This window comes from Halomonas sp. H10-59, assembly GCF_040070555.1.
Taxonomy (GTDB): domain Bacteria; phylum Pseudomonadota; class Gammaproteobacteria; order Pseudomonadales; family Halomonadaceae; genus Halomonas; species Halomonas litopenaei.
Genome location: NZ_CP098828.1, coordinates 3658371 through 3675757, shown reverse-complemented (window position 1 = coordinate 3675757; position 17387 = coordinate 3658371). Strand labels below are relative to the sequence as shown.

Annotated in this window: 13 protein-coding genes; 8 read left to right on the top strand and 5 right to left on the bottom strand. The window is 63.1% G+C overall.

Annotated elements, in window-relative coordinates; all coding sequences use genetic code 11:
- Positions 1–9 precede the first annotated feature (9 nt).
- The 3 genes from NFG57_RS15945 to NFG57_RS15935 all read left to right on the top strand — a co-directional run bounded on the left by NFG57_RS15945 (position 10) and on the right by NFG57_RS15935 (position 4761).
- On the top strand, positions 10–3018 hold the full coding sequence (locus NFG57_RS15945; RefSeq protein WP_348814749.1) for an FAD-linked oxidase C-terminal domain-containing protein: 3009 nt from the start codon (positions 10–12) through the stop codon (positions 3016–3018).
- Between the two features lie 101 nt (positions 3019–3119).
- On the top strand, positions 3120–4148 hold the full coding sequence (gene ltaE / locus NFG57_RS15940) for a low-specificity L-threonine aldolase (RefSeq protein ID WP_108132427.1): 1029 nt from the start codon (positions 3120–3122) through the stop codon (positions 4146–4148).
- Positions 4149–4236: 88 nt separating this feature from the next.
- Positions 4237–4761: a gamma carbonic anhydrase family protein gene (locus tag NFG57_RS15935; protein ID WP_045991732.1), complete on the top strand. Its 525-nt coding sequence runs from the start codon at positions 4237–4239 to the stop codon at positions 4759–4761.
- Between the two features lie 614 nt (positions 4762–5375).
- Here NFG57_RS15935 and NFG57_RS15930 read toward each other — a convergent pair.
- Positions 5376–7079, bottom strand: a complete 1704-nt coding sequence (locus NFG57_RS15930; RefSeq protein WP_108132428.1) for an L-lactate permease — start codon at positions 7077–7079, stop codon at positions 5376–5378.
- A gap of 357 nt (positions 7080–7436) precedes the next feature.
- On the opposite strand from NFG57_RS15930, the gene NFG57_RS15925 reads away from it, so the two are divergent.
- Positions 7437–8150 (top strand): glutathione S-transferase N-terminal domain-containing protein, encoded by a 714-nt coding sequence (locus NFG57_RS15925; protein ID WP_108132429.1) that lies wholly within the window; start codon positions 7437–7439, stop codon positions 8148–8150.
- Positions 8151–8982: 832 nt separating this feature from the next.
- Positions 8983–9339, top strand: a complete 357-nt coding sequence (locus NFG57_RS15920; protein ID WP_045991735.1) for a hypothetical protein — start codon at positions 8983–8985, stop codon at positions 9337–9339.
- Positions 9340–10064: 725 nt separating this feature from the next.
- Here the strand turns inward: NFG57_RS15920 and uraD are convergent.
- The gene (gene uraD, locus NFG57_RS15915) at positions 10065–10583 is read right to left on the bottom strand and encodes a 2-oxo-4-hydroxy-4-carboxy-5-ureidoimidazoline decarboxylase (RefSeq protein ID WP_045991736.1); all 519 of its coding nucleotides are present in this window, start codon (positions 10581–10583) and stop codon (positions 10065–10067) included.
- Between the two features lie 438 nt (positions 10584–11021).
- Here uraD and uraH point away from each other — a divergent pair, with 438 nt between their 5' ends.
- From uraH to NFG57_RS15900, 3 genes are all read left to right on the top strand, one after another.
- Positions 11022–11375, top strand: a complete 354-nt coding sequence (gene uraH / locus NFG57_RS15910; protein WP_045991737.1) for a hydroxyisourate hydrolase — start codon at positions 11022–11024, stop codon at positions 11373–11375.
- A 77-nt stretch (positions 11376–11452) separates the two neighbouring features.
- Entirely contained in the window at positions 11453–12685 is a 1233-nt protein-coding gene (locus NFG57_RS15905; protein ID WP_348814748.1) for a urate hydroxylase PuuD, read from the top strand.
- 110 nt (positions 12686–12795) lie between these two features.
- Positions 12796–13530 (top strand): GntR family transcriptional regulator, encoded by a 735-nt coding sequence (locus NFG57_RS15900; RefSeq protein WP_083970245.1) that lies wholly within the window; start codon positions 12796–12798, stop codon positions 13528–13530.
- 111 nt (positions 13531–13641) lie between these two features.
- Here NFG57_RS15900 and NFG57_RS15895 read toward each other — a convergent pair whose 3' ends face one another.
- From NFG57_RS15895 to NFG57_RS15885, 3 genes are all read right to left on the bottom strand, one after another.
- Positions 13642–15096, bottom strand: a complete 1455-nt coding sequence (locus tag NFG57_RS15895) for an NCS1 family nucleobase:cation symporter-1 (protein ID WP_348814747.1) — start codon at positions 15094–15096, stop codon at positions 13642–13644.
- A 66-nt stretch (positions 15097–15162) separates the two neighbouring features.
- Entirely contained in the window at positions 15163–15936 is a 774-nt protein-coding gene (locus NFG57_RS15890) for an aspartate/glutamate racemase family protein (protein ID WP_348814746.1), read from the bottom strand.
- A gap of 66 nt (positions 15937–16002) precedes the next feature.
- Positions 16003–17364 carry an NCS1 family transporter gene (locus NFG57_RS15885; protein WP_348814745.1) on the bottom strand — a complete coding sequence of 454 codons (1362 nt, stop codon included), beginning with the start codon at positions 17362–17364 and terminating at the stop codon, positions 16003–16005.
- Positions 17365–17387: the final 23 nt, after the last annotated feature.

Genomic DNA, 17387 nt, shown 5'->3' with positions numbered 1-17387 from the left:
GAGAGGGTGATGAACTCGTTGACGTCTGCCGCCAAGGGGCGGGATGCACGGATCCAGCCGCTGCCGGACTTTGCCGCGCGCCTGGCCAGGGAAATCCAGGGCGAGGTGCTGTTCGACGCCGCCAGTCGCGGCCGTTATTCCACCGACGCCTCGATCTATCAGATCACCCCGGTGGGCGTGGTGATCCCGCGCCATCAGGATGATCTGGCCACGGCCCTGGAGATCGCTCGTGGGGAAGGCATTCCGGTGCTGCCTCGGGGTGGCGGCACCAGCCAGTGCGGCCAGACGGTGGGAGAGGCGCTGGTGATCGACGCCAGCCGCCATCTGAACGGTGTGGTGTCCTTCGACAAGGAGGCGCGCACGGTGGTGGTCGAGCCCGGCATCGTGCTCGATCACCTCAACGCCTGGCTCAAGCCCCATGGCCTGTGGTTCCCGGTGGATGTTTCCACCAGCGCCCAGTGCACCCTGGGCGGCATGGCCGGCAACAACTCCTGCGGCTCGCGCTCGATCCACTACGGCAACATGGTGCATAACGTCCAGGCACTGGACGTCCTGCTGGCCGACGGCGAGAAGGTGCACCTCGGTCTGGTCGGCGAGCTGGCCGCCGGTTCCCGGGCGGCGCGGCTGGCCGAGCAGGTCGAGGCCATCGCCCGGCGTGAAGGCGAGCGCATCCGCGAGCACTATCCCAAGGTGCTCAGGCGGGTGGCGGGCTACAACCTCGATCTGTTCGACTGTCAGAACCCGCTGCCCTATGAGGCCGACGGTCGCGCCAACCTGGCCCATCTGCTGGTGGGGTCCGAGGGCACCCTGGCGCTGACCCGCCAGTTGACCCTGAAGCTGTCACCTCTGCCGCAGCACAAGGTGCTGGGGGTGGTGAACTTCCCCACCTTCTATCAGGCCATGGACCTGACCCAGCACATCGTGACCCTGTCACCGACGGCGGTGGAGCTGGTCGATCAGACCATGATCGCGCTGTCGCTGGAGAATCCGTCCTTCCGTCCGGTGATCGAGAAGGCCCTGATCGGCAAGCCCGAGGCGGTGCTGCTGGTGGAATTCGCCGGCGAGAATCGCGACGAGCTGCTGGCGAGCCTGGCCCGGTTGAACGAGCTGATGGCCGACCTGGGGTTGCCGGACTGTGTCGTCGACATGCCCGAACCCAAGGCCCAGAAGGCGCTGTGGGACGTGCGCAAGGCGGGACTCAACATCATGATGAGCATGAAGGGCGACGGCAAGCCGGTGTCCTTCATCGAGGACTGTGCGGTGCCGCTCGAGCATCTGGCCGAGTACACCGACAAGCTTACCGAGGTGTTCCATCGTCACGGCACCGAGGGCACCTGGTACGCCCACGCCAGCGTCGGCACCCTGCACGTGCGCCCGATTCTCGACATGCGCCGGGACGGCGCCGAGAAGATGCGCGCCATCGCCGAGGAGGCCTCGGCACTGGTCAAGGCCTACAAGGGCGCCTACTCCGGTGAGCACGGCGACGGCATCTGTCGCGGCGAGTGGGTGACCTGGCAGTTTGGCGAGACACTCAACGACGCCTTCCGCGAGGTCAAGGGGCTGTTCGACCCGGACAACCTGCTCAACCCCGGCAAGATCGTCGATACCCCGAAGATGGACGACTCTCGGCTTTTCCGCTTTCCCGGGGAGTACCAGCGCATCGAACTGACGCCGGTGCTGGACTGGTCGCCCTGGAACGTCGAGCGAGATCCCTTGAACGGCGAGCAGACCCCACCGGGTAGCGGCCGCGATGTCACCGGCGGCCTCGCCAGCGCAGTGGAGATGTGCAACAACAACGGCCACTGCCGCAAGTTCGACGCCGGCACCATGTGTCCTAGCTATCGCATCACCCGCGACGAGAAGCACCTGACCCGCGGCCGCGCCAATACCCTGCGTCTGGTGTTGTCCGGCCAGCTCGGTCGCGACGGCCTGGCCAGCGACGAGGTCAAGGAGGCGCTCGATCTGTGCGTTTCCTGCAAGGGCTGCAAACGTGACTGTCCCACCGGCGTCGATATGGCGCGGATCAAGATCGAGGCCCGGGCGGCACGGGTCGCCAAGGAAGGGGTGTCGCTGCGCGAGCGCCTGATCGGTGACCTGCCAAGGCGCGCGCCGGTGCTGCGACGCCTGTCACCCTTGGTGAAGGCCATCGACGGCACGCCCTGGCTGGCCTCACCGCTGAAGCGGGCGCTGGGGCTGGCCGAGGAGCGCGCGCTGCCACGCGTCACCGACGACTACCTGGGGCGGGCCCGACAGGGCGAGCGACCGGCCGTTGCCGACCAGGCGATGAAGGAGGTGGTGCTGTTCGTCGACACCTTCAACAACTATATGGAAGCCGACAACGCCGAGGCCGCCATGCGCGTGCTTCAAGCCGCGGGTTACCGGGTGATCCTGGCGAGCGCTGCGGATCGTCGTCCGCTGTGCTGCGGGCGTACCTACCTGGCCAGCGGTCAGGTCGATCGGGCCCGGGCGGAGGCCGAGCGGACCCTGGCGGCGCTGACCCCCCACGTGGAGAAAGGGCTTGCCGTGGTCGGGCTCGAGCCATCCTGCCTGCTGACCCTGCGCGACGAGTTCCTCGGCTTCGGCCTGGGCGAACCCGCCAAGCGACTGGCCGAGGCGAGCCTGCTGTTCGAGGAATTTCTGGTGCGCGAGAAGGATGCCGGCAGGCTCGAGCTGTCGCTCGAGGCGCTACCGGTGTCGCGGGCGCTGCTCCACGGCCACTGTCACCAGAAGGCGTTCGATGCCCTGACGCCGGTGCAGCAGGTGCTGTCCTGGATTCCCGAACTCGAGGTGGAGACCATCCAGTCGTCGTGCTGCGGCATGGCCGGCAGCTTCGGCTACGAGCGTGAGCACTATGAGGCCTCCATGCAGATGGCGGAACTCTCGTTGCTGCCGGCGGTGCGCGACGCCGAGGATGCGCTGATCGTGGCCGACGGCACCAGCTGTCGTCACCAGATTCGTGACGGTGCCGCACGTGAGGCGCGTCATGTCGCCAGGGTGCTGGCCGAGGCGCTGGCCTGAGTCGTCGGGAGGGCAGGGGGCCAATGCGCGTGAGGGCAGTCCTCAGACGAAATCCGAACTGGCATACTCGGGGAAAGGCCAGCGCGAACAAGGAGAGCGCCATGATCGACCTACGCAGCGATACCGTGACCCAACCGACCGAGGCCATGCGTGATGCCATGGCCATCGCACCGGTGGGCGATGACGTCTGGGGTGATGACCCCAGCGTCGCCGCCTTCGAGGCTGAGGTGGCCGATCGCGCGGGCTTCGCCGCGGCGGCCTTCTTTCCCTCCGGCACCCAGAGCAATCTGACCGCCATGCTGGTCCACTGCGCGCGTGGCGACGAAGTGATCGCCGGGCAACGCTCGCACATCTATCGCGATGAAGGCGGCGGTGCTGCAGTCCTTGGCGGCATCCAGCCCCAGCCCCTGGCCCAGCAGGCAGATGGACGCATGGCGCTGGAGGATATCGCCGAGGCCATCAAGGGAGACGATATCCATCATGCGCGAACCCGACTGATCGCACTGGAAAATACCTTTCAGGGCCGGGTATTGCCCCAGGACTATGTGCAGGAGGTGACCGGCCTTGCCGCCGAGCGAGGCCTGGCCTGTCACCTCGATGGCGCCCGCCTGTTCAACGCCAGCGTCGCCACAGGAAAGTCGCTGGCGGAGCTGTGTGCCGGTTTCGATTCTGTATCGCTGTGCTTTTCCAAGGGGCTGGGCGCGCCGGTGGGCTCGTTGCTGGTCGGCGGCGAGCGCTTTATCGCCGCGGCCCGTCGCTGGCGCAAGACGCTGGGAGGCGGCATGCGCCAGTCGGGGCTGCTGGCGGCGGCCTGTCGGTATGCCCTGCATCACCATGTGGAGCGACTGGCCGACGACCACCGTCATGCCCGCCAGCTCGCCGAGTGGCTGGGTGGTATTGAAGGCATCGGGGTGGCAGGTCAGGCCACCAACATGGTCTTTCTCGACGTGCCGGCTCCTCACTGCGCCGCACTGGAGGGCTTTCTTGCCGAGCGTGGCATCTTGATCGCGGTGAGGCCGCGCACTCGCCTGGTGACCCATCTGGGGGTCAGCGAGTCGGATGTACGCCGAGTGGCGACGGAGATCGCAGCGTACTTTGCCTCTCTCGCACAGGAACCGACAACGGAGTAGGCAGAGTTTGGAAACAGCGTCCACTATATAGGCAGGGTGGGCGCCCAGCGCCCCCCATCCACAAGGATAACCTCGTCAGGAGCGGGCCATGGCCATCTATCGTCTGGGTAACCATTCCCCCCATATTCATCGCACCGTCTTCGTCGCCGAGAGCGCCGAGGTCATCGGCCAGGTGAAAATCCATGAAGACGCCAGCATCTGGTACCAGGCGGTACTCAGGGGCGATACCGAATCGCTTGAAGTGCGTGAAGGCAGCAATATCCAGGATGGCGCCGTGCTGCACGCCGACCCCGGCTACCCGCTGTCGGTAGGACCGGGCGTCACGGTGGGGCACCAGGCGATGTTGCATGGCTGCACCGTGGGCGAGGGCTCGTTGATCGGCATCCAGGCGGTGGTGCTCAACGGCGCCGTGATCGGCAAGAACTGCCTGATCGGGGCAGGGGCGCTGGTCAAGGAAGGCGCCGAGATCCCCGACAACAGCCTTGTCGTCGGCTCGCCGGGCAAGGTGATCCGGCAACTGGACGACAAGGCCATCGCCGCACTCAAGACCAATGCCGAGGGCTACGTGACCAAGGCGCGGCTACATCGTACCCGGCTGGCTCGCATCGGCTAGGTCATCAGAGCCTGCGCTCGTCGACGTTTCGGACAGCGCCTGGCGCCCCTTCGCAAGAGGCCACGGACACTTCGCCGCGCTGTCTGTGGTCTGCGGGCAACTCGTCAACACCCTGGAGGGAGCCTCCCCGGCCTAGAGATGCCGTCGGGTCGGCCTTCTGTGCCGCTTGACCCTGTGTGGACCGGGAGCCTTGTGCCTCAGCAACAGCATGGATTCCGAGGATCTCGCGCCGTTGGTAATCACCACGACGGCGATCACGGTGATCATGGCAAGCAGCAGATAGGACATCTGAATTTCCCCTGGTCGAGAGTCGTGGCCCTTGTCGAGGCCATGCGTGCGTGGGCGCTCACGAAGAGCCATCCCCTGGTCAGTACGCAGGCGACGCGCCTTGCCTGTGAACCTGAAAGCAAGAATGCTGCACGTGCGTACTACACTGAATTAACTCTAGGCGCAGGGTATAAGGGCCGCCATATCGGCACAGAGGTAGTCGAACTGTGCTTAGAGTGGCGCAGTTCTGGAGCAAAGGTGGCGTCTGTCGCCAACAAGAAGGGGGTGTCATCGTCGATGACACCCCCTTGTCGGTCAGCCAGATGGTGACTGGCTTGGCGTAGTGCCTACTGCAACAGCCCCATCAGCGGGTCGGAGATACCGACGACCTGCATCGCCACCAGCCCGATCAGCCCCGCCGCGAGCACATAGTAGATGGTCGGCAGGATGGTCTTGCGAATGGTGATGCCCTCGCGTCCCAGCAGGCCCACGGTGGCCGAGGCGGCTACCACGTTGTGGATGGCGATCATGTTGCCGGCGGCGGCGCCGACGGCCTGAAGCGCCACCATCAGCGCGGTGGACACACCGAGTTGCTGGGCCACGTTGAACTGGAAGTCTGCCAGCATCAGGTTGGACACGGTGTTGGAGCCGGCGATAAAGGCACCCAGCGCGCCGACGGCAGGAGCGAACAGCGGATAGATGTCGCCGACACCGTTGGCCACCGCGGTGGCCATGGCCACCGGCATGGAGGCCAGATCCGCGCCGTTGACGCCGGAGTTGATCAGGATGCGCACCATGGGGATGGTGAACACCAGTACGAAGCCGGCGCCCAGCAGGGTACGGCTGGATTCACTGAAGGCCGCCTTGAGCTGATTGCCGTTCATGCGATGCATCAGAGCGGTGATCAGCACCACCATCAGCAGGATTCCGCCGGGCAGGTAGAGTGGCTGCAGGCTGCCGGAGATACCGGCCTCACCCAGGATGTCGCTGAAGCCCAGGCTTACCGAGGTCAGTGCCTGCTTGAACGGCTCGATGGTACGTGACGCCACCAGCAGTACCGCCAGCAGCACGTAGGGCAGCCAGCCCATGAAGGTGCTCATCGGTGCGCGGCCCACGACCTCGTCGGCCTTGATGCTGAGCTTGCCGATCCAGTGGGCAGGCCAGCTGTCACTTTCCGGGAAGTCCCAGCTCTTTTCGGGAATCAGGAAACCGCGACGGGCGGCCGGGACCACGATGGCAAGGCCTACCATGGCGCCGATCATCGACGGGAATTCGGGGCCCAGGAAGACTCCAGCCAGGGCGTAGGGCACCACGAAGGCGACGCCTGCGAAGATCGCGAAGGGAGCAATCGCCAGGCCTTCCTTCCAGGAGCGGTTGGCACCGAAGAAGCGCACCATGACGCTGACCATGATCAGCGGCATCAGCACACCGACCACGGCATGCACCAGCGCGACTTCTCCGGCAATCAGGCGGAAGTACTCCATCCAGGTGGAGCCACCGGCTTCCAGCGTCTCGGTGATGCCGACCCTGTCCAGGCCACCGGCGACACCGACCACGATGGGGGTGCCGACAGCGCCGAAGGACACCGGAGTGGACTGGATCATCATGCCCACCACCACAGCGGCAAGTGCCGGGAAGCCCAGCGCGACCATCAGCGGGGCGGCCACCGCCGCCGGCGTGCCGAAGCCCGAGGCGCCCTCGATGAAGCAGCCGAACAGCCAGGCCACGATGATCGCCTGGACGCGGCGGTCCGGGCTGATGCCGGAGAAGCCATTGCGAATGGCGGCGATACCGCCGGAGTGCTTCAGGGTGTTGAGCAGCAGGATGGCGCCGAAGATGATCCACAGGATCGCCACGGTCAGGATCAATCCTTGCAGGGTCGAGGCCAGGACCCGTGTGAAGGTCATGTCCCAGGCCACCAGGGCAATCAGCGCGGTGACCAGAAAGACGATGGGCATGGCGACCTTGGCGGCCATGCGCATGCCGATCAGCAGGATGCCGGCCAGTATGAGCGGCACAAAGGCTATCAAGGCTAGAGTGGTGTCGGTCATGGTGTTGGGGTCTCTTGTCGTGTCCTTGTTTGTAATATCCGTTGTGTCGAAGTTGGCGGTCTCACGCCGGGGTAAGGCTCGGACAAGGCGGCACGATAAGCCGACTAGCGAAATCGTTCTAGACTGGGATATTGGTCAGACCAATGCGGTGCTGACGACTCCTCGTCCGATCATTCTTCAAATTTATTGTTTAACAGTAGGTTAGAGGCGACAAAGACGCTGGAGGCGGGTGCGAACGAGGCTAGTTTCTTAGACTAATGGACAGGTTTGTCTCCATCCCTCAGGAAATCATGGCGTTGGCGAGGTGGGCGGTTGATGGCACTATCGGCAGACATTCCCCTTCTAGAGGTATCTGGCATGGCCCTGGTGATGTACGACCTGTGTGGCATCGACGAATCACTGCGTTTTTCTCCCTTCTGCTGGCGAGCCAAGCTGGCCATCGCCCACAAGGGGCTCGAGGTGGAGGCGCGGCCCTGGTGCTTTACCGAAAAGGAAAAGCTCGAATTCACGGACCATGACAAGGTCCCGGTGCTGATCGATGGCGACGAAGTGATCACCGACAGTTTCGAGATCCTGCGTTACCTGGATCGTGCCTACCCTGAGGCCCCGACGCTGCTTGGCGGTCCCTTGGCCGAATCCCGCGCCCGCTTTTTCAAGCACTACAGTGAGCGTGCCCTGCAGTTGCCGATCCTGCGCACCATCGTGATGGACCTGATGAACGCCATCCATCCCAAGGACCGCGACTACTTCCGCACCACTCGTGAAAAACGCCTGGGCATGACCCTGGAGCAGTTCCATTCTCCGGCCAAGGGGCTCAGCCAGCTCGATAGCGCCCTGGAGCCACTGCGTGGCCAGCTGTCGGGAAGCGACTTCATTGATGGCGATGCGCCCGGTGCGGCGGACTACCTGGTGTTCGCCAACTTCATGTGGGCGCGTTCGGTATCCACCGCGGATCTGGTGTCCAATGCCGATCCGGTCTACGCCTGGATCGAGCGGATGCTTGATGCCAATGGCGGTGTCGGCCGCAACGCGGTGCGCATCTGTGATATCGAAGGCGCCTATCGCGCCTGATCCTTGCTGCCGAGCGAGGCGACGCCCTGATATCGTCGTCTCGCTCTTTGCCCTCTGTCTCGCACTCTGCTCTCTGCTCTCTGCTCTCTGCTCTCTGCTCTCTGCTCTCTGCTCTCTGCTCTCGACTCCTCGATGCGCCTCCCTCCTCAGTTTCCTTCAGTAAGCCTTCGCCTTTAGTCTGCGGCGATCATGACCCCTCGGTTATTACCGCATGTCGATCATGGCTTTAGAGGATCGCCGGCAAGGGCCCTCGTCTTGGCTAATCTTGCAGATATCTTTTGGAAGGGCATCGGACAGCGCTGCGGTAGCTGTACCGAGCTGGTGAATCTGCGTGCAAGTTGCCCCGGTGGTCCGTCGGAAATGGCGAAACAGCGGTTCTGTGCTTAATGACGAAGCTGTCGATTGTTGCTACTGCCGATTGTCGCTACTGCCGATTGTCGCTATCGGCGACCGTCGTTATTGGCGATTGTATTTGTCGTTATTTCTTACAAAAGCGTGTTTATTGTGCTTCTGGAGCTGGCGCCGCTGCTGTCATCAGAGCGTCAATCATCTACTGCTATGGTGCGAATGGTGCGCCGCTGGGTAGATGCTGAGAATGCTGGGTGACTATACCCGCGTTAGTGTAATTAGTGGCTCGTATATGCCTTATATGATGTTGCGGTGCAGCAAGGTGCGTTCTAGTCTTCACATGCGAGACGATTCTGTGCTCGTTTGAAGACGATATGTAACCGGTGAGCACAAGATACTGCCAGGCTGCCTCGTCTCGTCGTTGTTACGGCGATCAGGCTGCCCGTGGGCCGAGCGTGCTGGCATACCTATAGGGAGTACCAACATGAGCGAGAACAAGGCAATGCCGACAATGGAAAACATGATCCCCTCCATGGACAAATTGTTGAGTCCGTGGCGTGAGGGGAGCCTGCTGACGCTGGAATATTCCCAGAAGATGCTGGATGTGCGTTTCAAGACTATGGACTCCGCCATGAAGGCAGGTATCGCACAGGCCCGGTCCTGGTGCGAAGTGCGCGATGCCGAAAGTCTGAAGAACGCCAGCCAGTCCCAGCAGGAAACCCTGTCGGTGATCGGAGAGAGCCTGCGCGAGGAGAGCGAGACGTTGCTCAAGTTGAGCAAGGAGTACCAGGAAAAGTGTCAGGGAGTGGCCAAGGAAGCGCTGGATTCGGCCAAGGAGTAGTGGCGAAGCTGGTACGTTCTGGACGCCAGGGGCGTCGGTCGGAGACATCGGCTAGCGTCATCGGTGAGAAATTTGCCCGGAGACATGGCTCGGAGACACGGCCCGGATACATGGCCGGATTCATGGCTCGGCGATATGGTCCGGAGAAACCGACGTCGACAGTCGATGATGACACCGGCAGGCTCAAGCAGAGATATCAAAAAAGAAGAATGGAGCCAGCAGGAACGTCACCAGCAAGCGTTTAGCTAGCAGGAAATTAGCTAAAACGAAATTAGCTAAAACGAAATTAGCTAAAAAGAGATTAGTCAGAAATAAAGCAGTAAAAAAGGGTGCCAGGCCCCGAGCGACAGGCGCTGCGCAAGTCGCGGAAAGGTGGGCACGAGCGTAATGGTCCCGCCTTGGGTGCAGTTTCAGCATGGTCATGAGATGAGGTAGTGCAACTCAAGCGAGAGCGACGAGCCCCATAAGTGAGGTAGCGCAACTCTACTGTCGTGCAGCTGGCAGGGTCCAGAGCATGACTCGGTGGTTCGCTGAACGTGGCCGATGGGCACCACGTGAAAGGGTCTGGTAGGCCGCCATCCACATGGGGCCGTTCGTCCACAACCAGCCCGGACGCGAAAAGCGTGACGATTTCAGGATGACGAGAGCGCCAAGGCCTCTGGTCATCGACGTAGGGTTTGGCGGCCGGTCACCAGGTGACCGGCCGTTTTTGTGTGCTTGCTACTTCAGCTAGCGCGATCTTCCAGTCGGAACCGAGCGATCCGATTGATCTGCACCACGGCTTCCTGCCTTTCCTGCTCGGCTGAGTTGTTCAGGCGCTGTTCGAAGGCGGCGAGGATGGTGTGCCGATTGCCGCCCTTGACCGCCATGATGAAGGGAATACCAAAACGCGCCTTGTAGCTTTCGTTGAGGCGGGTGAAGCGCTCCAGCTCCTCCGGGGTGCACTGGTCCAGCCCGGCCCCGGCCTGCTCGCGGGTGGAGTCGTTGGTCAACTCGCCTGCGGCGGCAGCCTTGCCGGCAAGATCAGGGTGCGCCCGGATGACCTGCAGCTGTTCCTCCGGGGAGGCGTCGCTGAGGACCTGGCCCATGTGCTCGGCAAGACGTACCGGGTCGTCATGCTGCTCGTTCAGGCCACGATCGAAGGCACGCTCCGCCACCCAGGGTGAGTGCTCGAAGACGTCTCCGTAGGTGGTCACGAATTGGGTCTTGTCCATCTGGCTGGGGCGTTGGGTGAGGCTAGGCATGGGGAGTGGCTCCTGTCATGACGGCAAGGTAGATGGGGACGAGCATAGCTCTGATGACTCGTTGGTGTCGGTCACACCTTGTTGGCAGCGGGCGTAGGCGCAGACGGCAAGAGGTCGGTCGAGCCTTTGTTGCTGTCGGCAAACACCAGGCAGCTATGCATGCTCAAACTGTATACAAAAAATAGTTTGAAATGTACTCTTAATTTGGTCAATGATGTATGTTGTCATGGTTCCACACCACCATGCACTGGTTCCGCCATGCCGGCATCGCTGAAGTCATCTTCGTGTTGCTGCAAGCCACGACCGGCGAAAGCCTCTGGCCAGGTGTGACGAGAGACGATGATGCTCCATATCAGTGATTCACTTTAGCCAGTCCAGGACTGGATACATTGACCCGCTGATCGACCCGCTGATGACCCGCGAGAGGGGAGGACACTTATGGGACGCCTGACCACCCATGTACTGGATACCGCGCTTGGCCGCCCAGGCCAGGGGATTCGTATTGAGCTCTTTCGCATCCTTGGCGACGAACGTCAGCGCCTCGGGGAGACGATGACCAACGATGACGGGCGCTGCGATAGCCCGATCCTCGAAGGCGACGACTTCGTCGAAGGAGAGTACGAACTGCTGTTTCACGCCGGTGACTATCTGCGCGCCCTGGGTGTCGAGGCCTCGGAGCCGCGTTTCCTCGATCGGATTCCCCTGAGATTCGGCGTGGCGGATGCCAGTGAGCACTACCATGTGCCGCTCTTGCTGTCGCCTTATAGCTACTCCACCTACCGCGGAAGCTGAGCGTCATCGAGCACGATCAACCAGGCAGCCATCGATACTGACTGCCTTCCAACAACAACTGAAGTCGGGATAGGGCCATGTCATCGTACCTGTTGGACGTGAGCAATTTTCTGCTGCGCTGGCTGCATGTCATCGCGGCCATCGCCTGGATAGGCGAGTCGATCTACTTTGTCATGCTGGACAACTCGTTGAAGACCCCCAAGGACGAAGAAGACCGCGGCAAGGGTGTGTTCGGCGAAATGTGGGCGGTCCACGGGGGCGGCTTCTACCACAATCAGAAATACGCCACGGCGCCGGCCAAGCTGCCGGACGATCTGCACTGGTCCTTCTGGAAGGCCTATACCACCTGGCTGTCCGGTTTTGCGCTGTTCGTGATTCTGTACATGGCCAACCCCAGTTTCTACCTGGTCAACCCCCAGAGTCCCTGGGAGTGGGCCGCCAATCTGTCCGGCTGGCAGGCCAATGTGGTGGCACTGCTGTTCCTGCTGGGTGGCTGGGTCGTCTACAACGAGATGTGCAAGCGTGTCAGTCCCAACATGGAGCGCGATGGCCTCTTGAGCCTGGGTGTCGCCGTCATGATGGTGGTGGTGGCCTACCTCAGCGTGCATATCTTCGCCGGACGTGCCGCCTTCCTGCTGACCGGTGCCGTCATGGCCACCGCCATGTCCGCCAACGTCTTCTTCTGGATCATTCCGGGTCAGCGCCGCATGGTGAAGGCGATGAAGGCGGGCGAGACGCCCAACCCCCTGGACGGCAAGCGCGGCAAGCAGCGCTCGGTGCACAACACCTACTTCACCCTGCCGGTGGTGCTGCTGATGATCAGCAACCACTATTCCTTCGCCTATACCAGCGAATGGGCCTGGGTGATCATGGCGCTCTTGATCTTTGCCGGCGCCCTGATTCGCCAGTACTTCGTGCTGATGCACAGCGGTCAGCACAAGCCGAGCTACCCGGCCGCCGGGGTGGCGCTGATTCTGGTGGCCTTCGCGGTGGGGGCTCCGAGCCTGACGACCAGTCCGGCCGCCGACAACGCCAACAGCGGCAGCAGTGCACCGGTCGCATCCGACGCTTCGCCGTTGGCCCAGGTGCATGCTGTCATGCAGGAGCGCTGTGTCAGCTGCCACGCCGCCCAGCCCGCCCACGCCGGATTCACCGCTCCGCCCGCCGGTGTGGCGCTGGAAACCGAGGCCCAGGTCGAACAGCAGAAGGCCGCGATCCAGCAGGTGGTCGCCAGCGGCTATATGCCGCTTGGCAACCTGACCCAGATGACCGACGAGGAGCGTGCTCTGGTCGCCAACTGGGGCGAATAGAGGACCAGGATGAGCCGCAGTTGCCCCGGCGAGACGCGGGGAACTGCGGTTCTTTCCTGTCGGTATATCTCGTATACAATGGGGATATATTGCATCCGAGGACAGTGTCGATGAATCAGCGCGTGAAGCCTTCGCCCCCCGCCTCACCTGCCCCCAGACAGGGCAAGAACGGTGACGGCGCCGAGCGTCACGAGGCCATTCATCGCTCGATCAGCGACGCCATCATCGAGCACCGGCTCAAGCCGGGCGCACGTTTGCGCGAGGATGCCCTGTCCGAGGTGTTCGGGGTCAGTCGTACCGGCATTCGCAAGATCCTGCAGCGCCTGGCGCTGGAGCAGCTCGTCACCCTGACGCCACGCCGTGGCGCCAGCGTGACGCGTCCTACCGCTGACGAAGCCAAGGACGTGTTCGATGCCCGCCAGATGGTCGAGTGCGGGCTGATGTCGGATATCGCCAGGCGAATCACCCAGGACGACATCGTCACCCTCAAGGACATGGCCCAGCGCGAGCGGGAAGCGCTGCGCAGCGGTGAGCAGAGCGTCGCGATTCGCCTGTCCGCCGATTTCCACACCTACCTGGCCAGGGTCTCCGGCAACCGCACCCTGGCGGATTTCGTCGAGCGCCTGTGTTCGCGCAGTTCGCTGATTCTGGCCGTCTATGGCAACGCCGGGCACCTGGGCTGCGAGTCACACGACCATCAGGATCTGATCCAGTACCTGGAAGACGGCAAGGGCGAGCGCGCCGCCGCCTTCATGGGCCGCCACCTCAAGGCCATCGAGGCCTCGTTGTCGATCGTCGAGGAAGAGGACGAGGCACCCAACCTGTTCGATATCTTTGCGCCCTGACGCTCACCGCGTCTCTAGAATTCCTGGCTCTGAAACGACAAGGCTCCCGGCGATCGCCGGGAGCCTTGTTACTAGTTGCTGCTCGAGGAAGCTCGGCTGTCGGGCCTGGCCTCAGTGGGCCGTCACCGCCTGCTTGTGCTGGCGCATCAGCGCGTAGTAGATGGCGCCACCGAGTGCTGCCCCCATCATCCAGCCGAAGCCGGCCAGCCCCTGCAGGGCCGGCACCACTACCGTCGCCAGCGAAAAGATCGCGGCCAGCGCAAAGGCCACCACGGCGCGCAGGTTCCAGCCGTTGGTGTAGGTGTAGGCGTCGCCTTCACGGGACGAGAACAGCGCCTGGACGTCGAGTCGGCGGCCCTTGATCAGGTAGAAGTCGACCACGATGATGCCGTAGAACGGAGCGACGATGGCACCCACGGCGTTGACGAAGCCGGGCACGCCGATCTGGCTGATCACCGAGACCCACAGCGCGCCGACGAAAAAGGCCACGCAGGCGGTGATCAGGCCGCCGACCTTGAAGCTGATCACCCGGGGAAAGAGGTTGGCCAGGTCGTAGGCCGGGGGAATGAAGTTGGCCACCAGGTTGATGCCGACGGTGGCGGCGAAGAAGGTGACCGCCGCCAGCAGCGTCAACGGCAAGGCGTCGACCCGTTCGACGATATCGGTGGGGTTGGTCAGGGCCTCGCCGAACAGCACCAGGGTACCGGCGGTGATGATCAGCGCGATAAAGGAGAAGAAGGCGACGTTGAGGGGAAGCCCCAGCAGGTTGCCAAGCTTCATCTGACGTTCGGTTCTGACGAAGCGGGTGAAGTCGCCGAAGTTGATCACCACGGCGGCGAAGTAGGCCACCATGGTACCGACCACGGCAGCGAAGGCGCCGATGCCACCACCGCCTTCCCCGCTGGCCGAGAAGATGGTGCCCACCGCCGGCAGCAGCTCGCTGCCGGCCTGCCACCAGACCACCACCATCAGCGCCACCATGACCACGTAGACCAGCGGCCCCGCCCAGTTGAGGAAGTGCTTGATGCGCTCGATCCCCGACCAGAAGATCGCGATCTGAAACAGCCACACCAGCACGAAGGACAGCCAGGCGACCGGTGACAGACCGAGCATGCCGGCCCCGCCGTCGGTGCCGATCAGGGCGGTGATCATCAGGGTGACGGCGGTGGAGGCGAAGTAGGTCTGGACGCCGTACCAGAAGATCCCGACCAGGGCGCGCAACAGCGCCGGCAGGTTGGAGCCGCGCACGCCCAGGCTCGCCCGCACCATGACCGGGAAGGGGATGCCGTAGCGCACGCTGGGGGCACCGGTCAGATTGACCAGAAACATCACGATCACCCCGGCCAGGATGATCGCCGCCATCACCGACCAGCCGCTCAGGTTGTAGGACAAGAACAGCGAGGCGGCCAGGGTGTAGCCGAACAGGCTCTGGATGTCGTTGGACCAGACGTTGAAGATCTCGAAGGCGCCCCAGTTGCGCCGAGCGTGGGGCAGCGGGGCCAGGTCCTCGTTGTACAGGTCCGGATCGACCCGGGAGGTATCGAGGCTTAGATCGTCATGGGACATAAAGGTGTCTCTTTCTTGTTTCTGTTGTTGTTTCAGCCGTCGTGACTATTGATGCAAAGGACGCGCTCAGTCGCGGCCCAGGGCCGCGACCGCCGCCCTGGCCGCCGCACTGACGGCTATCACCAAGGGCACTTCGGTGCTGTCCTGAAGGCGAATGGCGGCATCTGACAAGGGCCCCCCGCCCATGATCACGGCTTCGGCGCCGTCTTCGCCGACCGAGGCCTCTATGGCGTCAGCCAGGGCGGTATCGAGTGCCTGCGGCGAGTCGAGCAAAGCAACCGGATCGCCGGGGGTGACGCGGGTGCCTCTGTACTGATCCTGATAGCCCAGAGCCTCGGCCTTGGCGGCAAAGGACTCGATCAGTGCCGGGTCAGGGGTGATGGTGGCGATACCGAAGGGGCGGCCATCGCGCGCTGCCTCGTGGAAGACCTCTTCGCCGATGCCGAATACAGGAATGTCGACGGCTTCGCGCAGTTGATCAAGTCCGGGATCGCTGAAGGCCGAAACGATAATGGCGCCGGTGGATGGGTCCTCGGCGGCCTGGCGGCCCAGTTCGACTACGCCTTGGCTCGCCGCGACCATATCCTCGGGGGTGGTCAAGAGTCGAGGCGCCGAGGTATTGCTGACCCCGACAACCCGCGCCTTTCCCTGGGCTTCCCGCTCGGCCAGCGCTGCCATGGCTTGGGTGGCGGTATCGCTGGAGTTGGGGTTGATGAGCACGATGGTGCTCAGGGGGGGCGATGCTGGTTTTTCGGCGCTGGCCATCGGCGCAACGGCCATCATCAGGGCGAGCCCGGGAATGGCGACAGCCTGGAGCAGGGAAGGAAGAGAGAGTGTCATCTTGTTGTCCTCGGAATTCGACGAGTGCGAGGCGCCCGACCACCTGGGGTCGGGGCCTCGCCTTGTTCACTGAGTAAAGCGCTGGCAGCCCTTCCAGTAGCGCATCAGCAGCAGGTAGGTGAGGCCCGCCGGGATCAGGCTTGCGTACCAGGACACTGTGGGCATGCTGAAGGCGGCGACGACGCCCACCGCGGTGGCGATGAAGGCGGCCAGATTGACGCCTCGGTAAGGGCCGTTCTCGTCGTACAGCTTGTCCAGATCCAGGGTACGGCGGCGAATCAGGTAGTAGTCCACCACCAGCACCGCGAAGATCGGGCCGAGGAAGGAGGAGTAGGTCTGCACGAACACCTGCAGGCCGGCGGCGGACTCGTCCTTAACCAGCTCCCAGGGAAAGGTCGCGAAGGCCAGCAGGCCGACGACCACCGTTGCCTTGCGGAAGCTCATCTTGAAGGTGTCCATCAGCACATAGGTGGGCGGCACCACGTTATTGAGCACGTTGGTGGTGACCTGGGCGAAGGCGATGAACAGCAGGGTCGTCATCAGCAGCGGCGTGTTGTCGACGGCGTTGGCGAAGACCTTGATCGGGTCGGCCACGCCGGTGGCCTCGGACACCATGTAGCCGATCAACCCCATGAACAACGTGCACGGCAGGATTGACATGGCGTAGATGGTGGTCAACAGACCCGGCCCGGTGCCCTTGACGTGCTCGCGGGAGTAGTCGCTGACATTGAGCATCATGGTCGAGTAGATGCCCAGAAACAGCATGGTGGCACCCCAGAAAGGCAGCCCCCAGGAGCCTTCCATGGTCAACAGGTTGGCCGAGAGGGCATCGCCGTAGCGGACCACGGTGCTGTAGAACATGTAGACCAGCGAGGCCAGGATGAAGGCGCTACCCACGTTCTCCAGCCACTTGATGCCCTGGAAGCCGAGCACCGACAGGCCGATCTGCAGAAACTGAAAGCCGATGAAGAACACGATCAGGTTGTCGTAGCCGAACAGGGTGGCCGACACCAGGTTCAGGGCGCCCGCTCCGATCCAGCTCTGAAAGCCGTACCAGACGATGGCCGGCACCGCCCTGACCAGTCCTGGCAGACGAGTGCCCTGGAAACCGAAGGCGCTGCGCGCCTGGACCATGAAAGGAATGCCGTACTTGTAGCCCGCGGCGCCATTGATGGCCAGGACGATGCCGATGACGAAACAGCCGATGGCGATGGCCACCGTGGCCTGGATCAGGTTGAGGGTGCCGACCACGCTGGAGCCCATGGTGAAGGTGCCGATCGAGACGCAGCCGCCGAACCAGGCCAGCAGGTAGGAGGTGCGCCCCATGATACGGGTCTTCTGGGGGGCCAGCGATTCGTCGCCGACGCTCTTGGTGGTGGCCTCGGCGACGCCCTGGGGCTCGCCTGGCCGGGAAGTGGAAGTGGTCATCTTGGACCTCGCTCGTTGTGGAT

What these genes read in the sequence shown, in the direction of transcription:
- NFG57_RS15945 (WP_348814749.1), top strand. Translation starts at nt 10, where the DNA reads ATGAACTCGTTGACGTCTGCCGCCAAGGGGCGGGATGCACGGATCCAG.
- uraD (WP_045991736.1), bottom strand. Translation starts at nt 10,583, where the DNA reads ATGCCTAGCCTCACCCAACGCCCCAGCCAGATGGACAAGACCCAATTC.
- NFG57_RS15890 (WP_348814746.1), bottom strand. Translation starts at nt 15,936, where the DNA reads ATGACACTCTCTCTTCCTTCCCTGCTCCAGGCTGTCGCCATTCCCGGG.
- ltaE (WP_108132427.1), top strand. Translation starts at nt 3,120, where the DNA reads ATGATCGACCTACGCAGCGATACCGTGACCCAACCGACCGAGGCCATG.
- NFG57_RS15905 (WP_348814748.1), top strand. Translation starts at nt 11,453, where the DNA reads ATGTCATCGTACCTGTTGGACGTGAGCAATTTTCTGCTGCGCTGGCTG.
- NFG57_RS15920 (WP_045991735.1), top strand. Translation starts at nt 8,983, where the DNA reads ATGAGCGAGAACAAGGCAATGCCGACAATGGAAAACATGATCCCCTCC.
- uraH (WP_045991737.1), top strand. Translation starts at nt 11,022, where the DNA reads ATGGGACGCCTGACCACCCATGTACTGGATACCGCGCTTGGCCGCCCA.
- NFG57_RS15885 (WP_348814745.1), bottom strand. Translation starts at nt 17,364, where the DNA reads ATGACCACTTCCACTTCCCGGCCAGGCGAGCCCCAGGGCGTCGCCGAG.
- NFG57_RS15900 (WP_083970245.1), top strand. Translation starts at nt 12,796, where the DNA reads ATGAATCAGCGCGTGAAGCCTTCGCCCCCCGCCTCACCTGCCCCCAGA.
- NFG57_RS15935 (WP_045991732.1), top strand. Translation starts at nt 4,237, where the DNA reads ATGGCCATCTATCGTCTGGGTAACCATTCCCCCCATATTCATCGCACC.
- NFG57_RS15925 (WP_108132429.1), top strand. Translation starts at nt 7,437, where the DNA reads ATGGCCCTGGTGATGTACGACCTGTGTGGCATCGACGAATCACTGCGT.
- NFG57_RS15895 (WP_348814747.1), bottom strand. Translation starts at nt 15,096, where the DNA reads ATGTCCCATGACGATCTAAGCCTCGATACCTCCCGGGTCGATCCGGAC.
- NFG57_RS15930 (WP_108132428.1), bottom strand. Translation starts at nt 7,079, where the DNA reads ATGACCGACACCACTCTAGCCTTGATAGCCTTTGTGCCGCTCATACTG.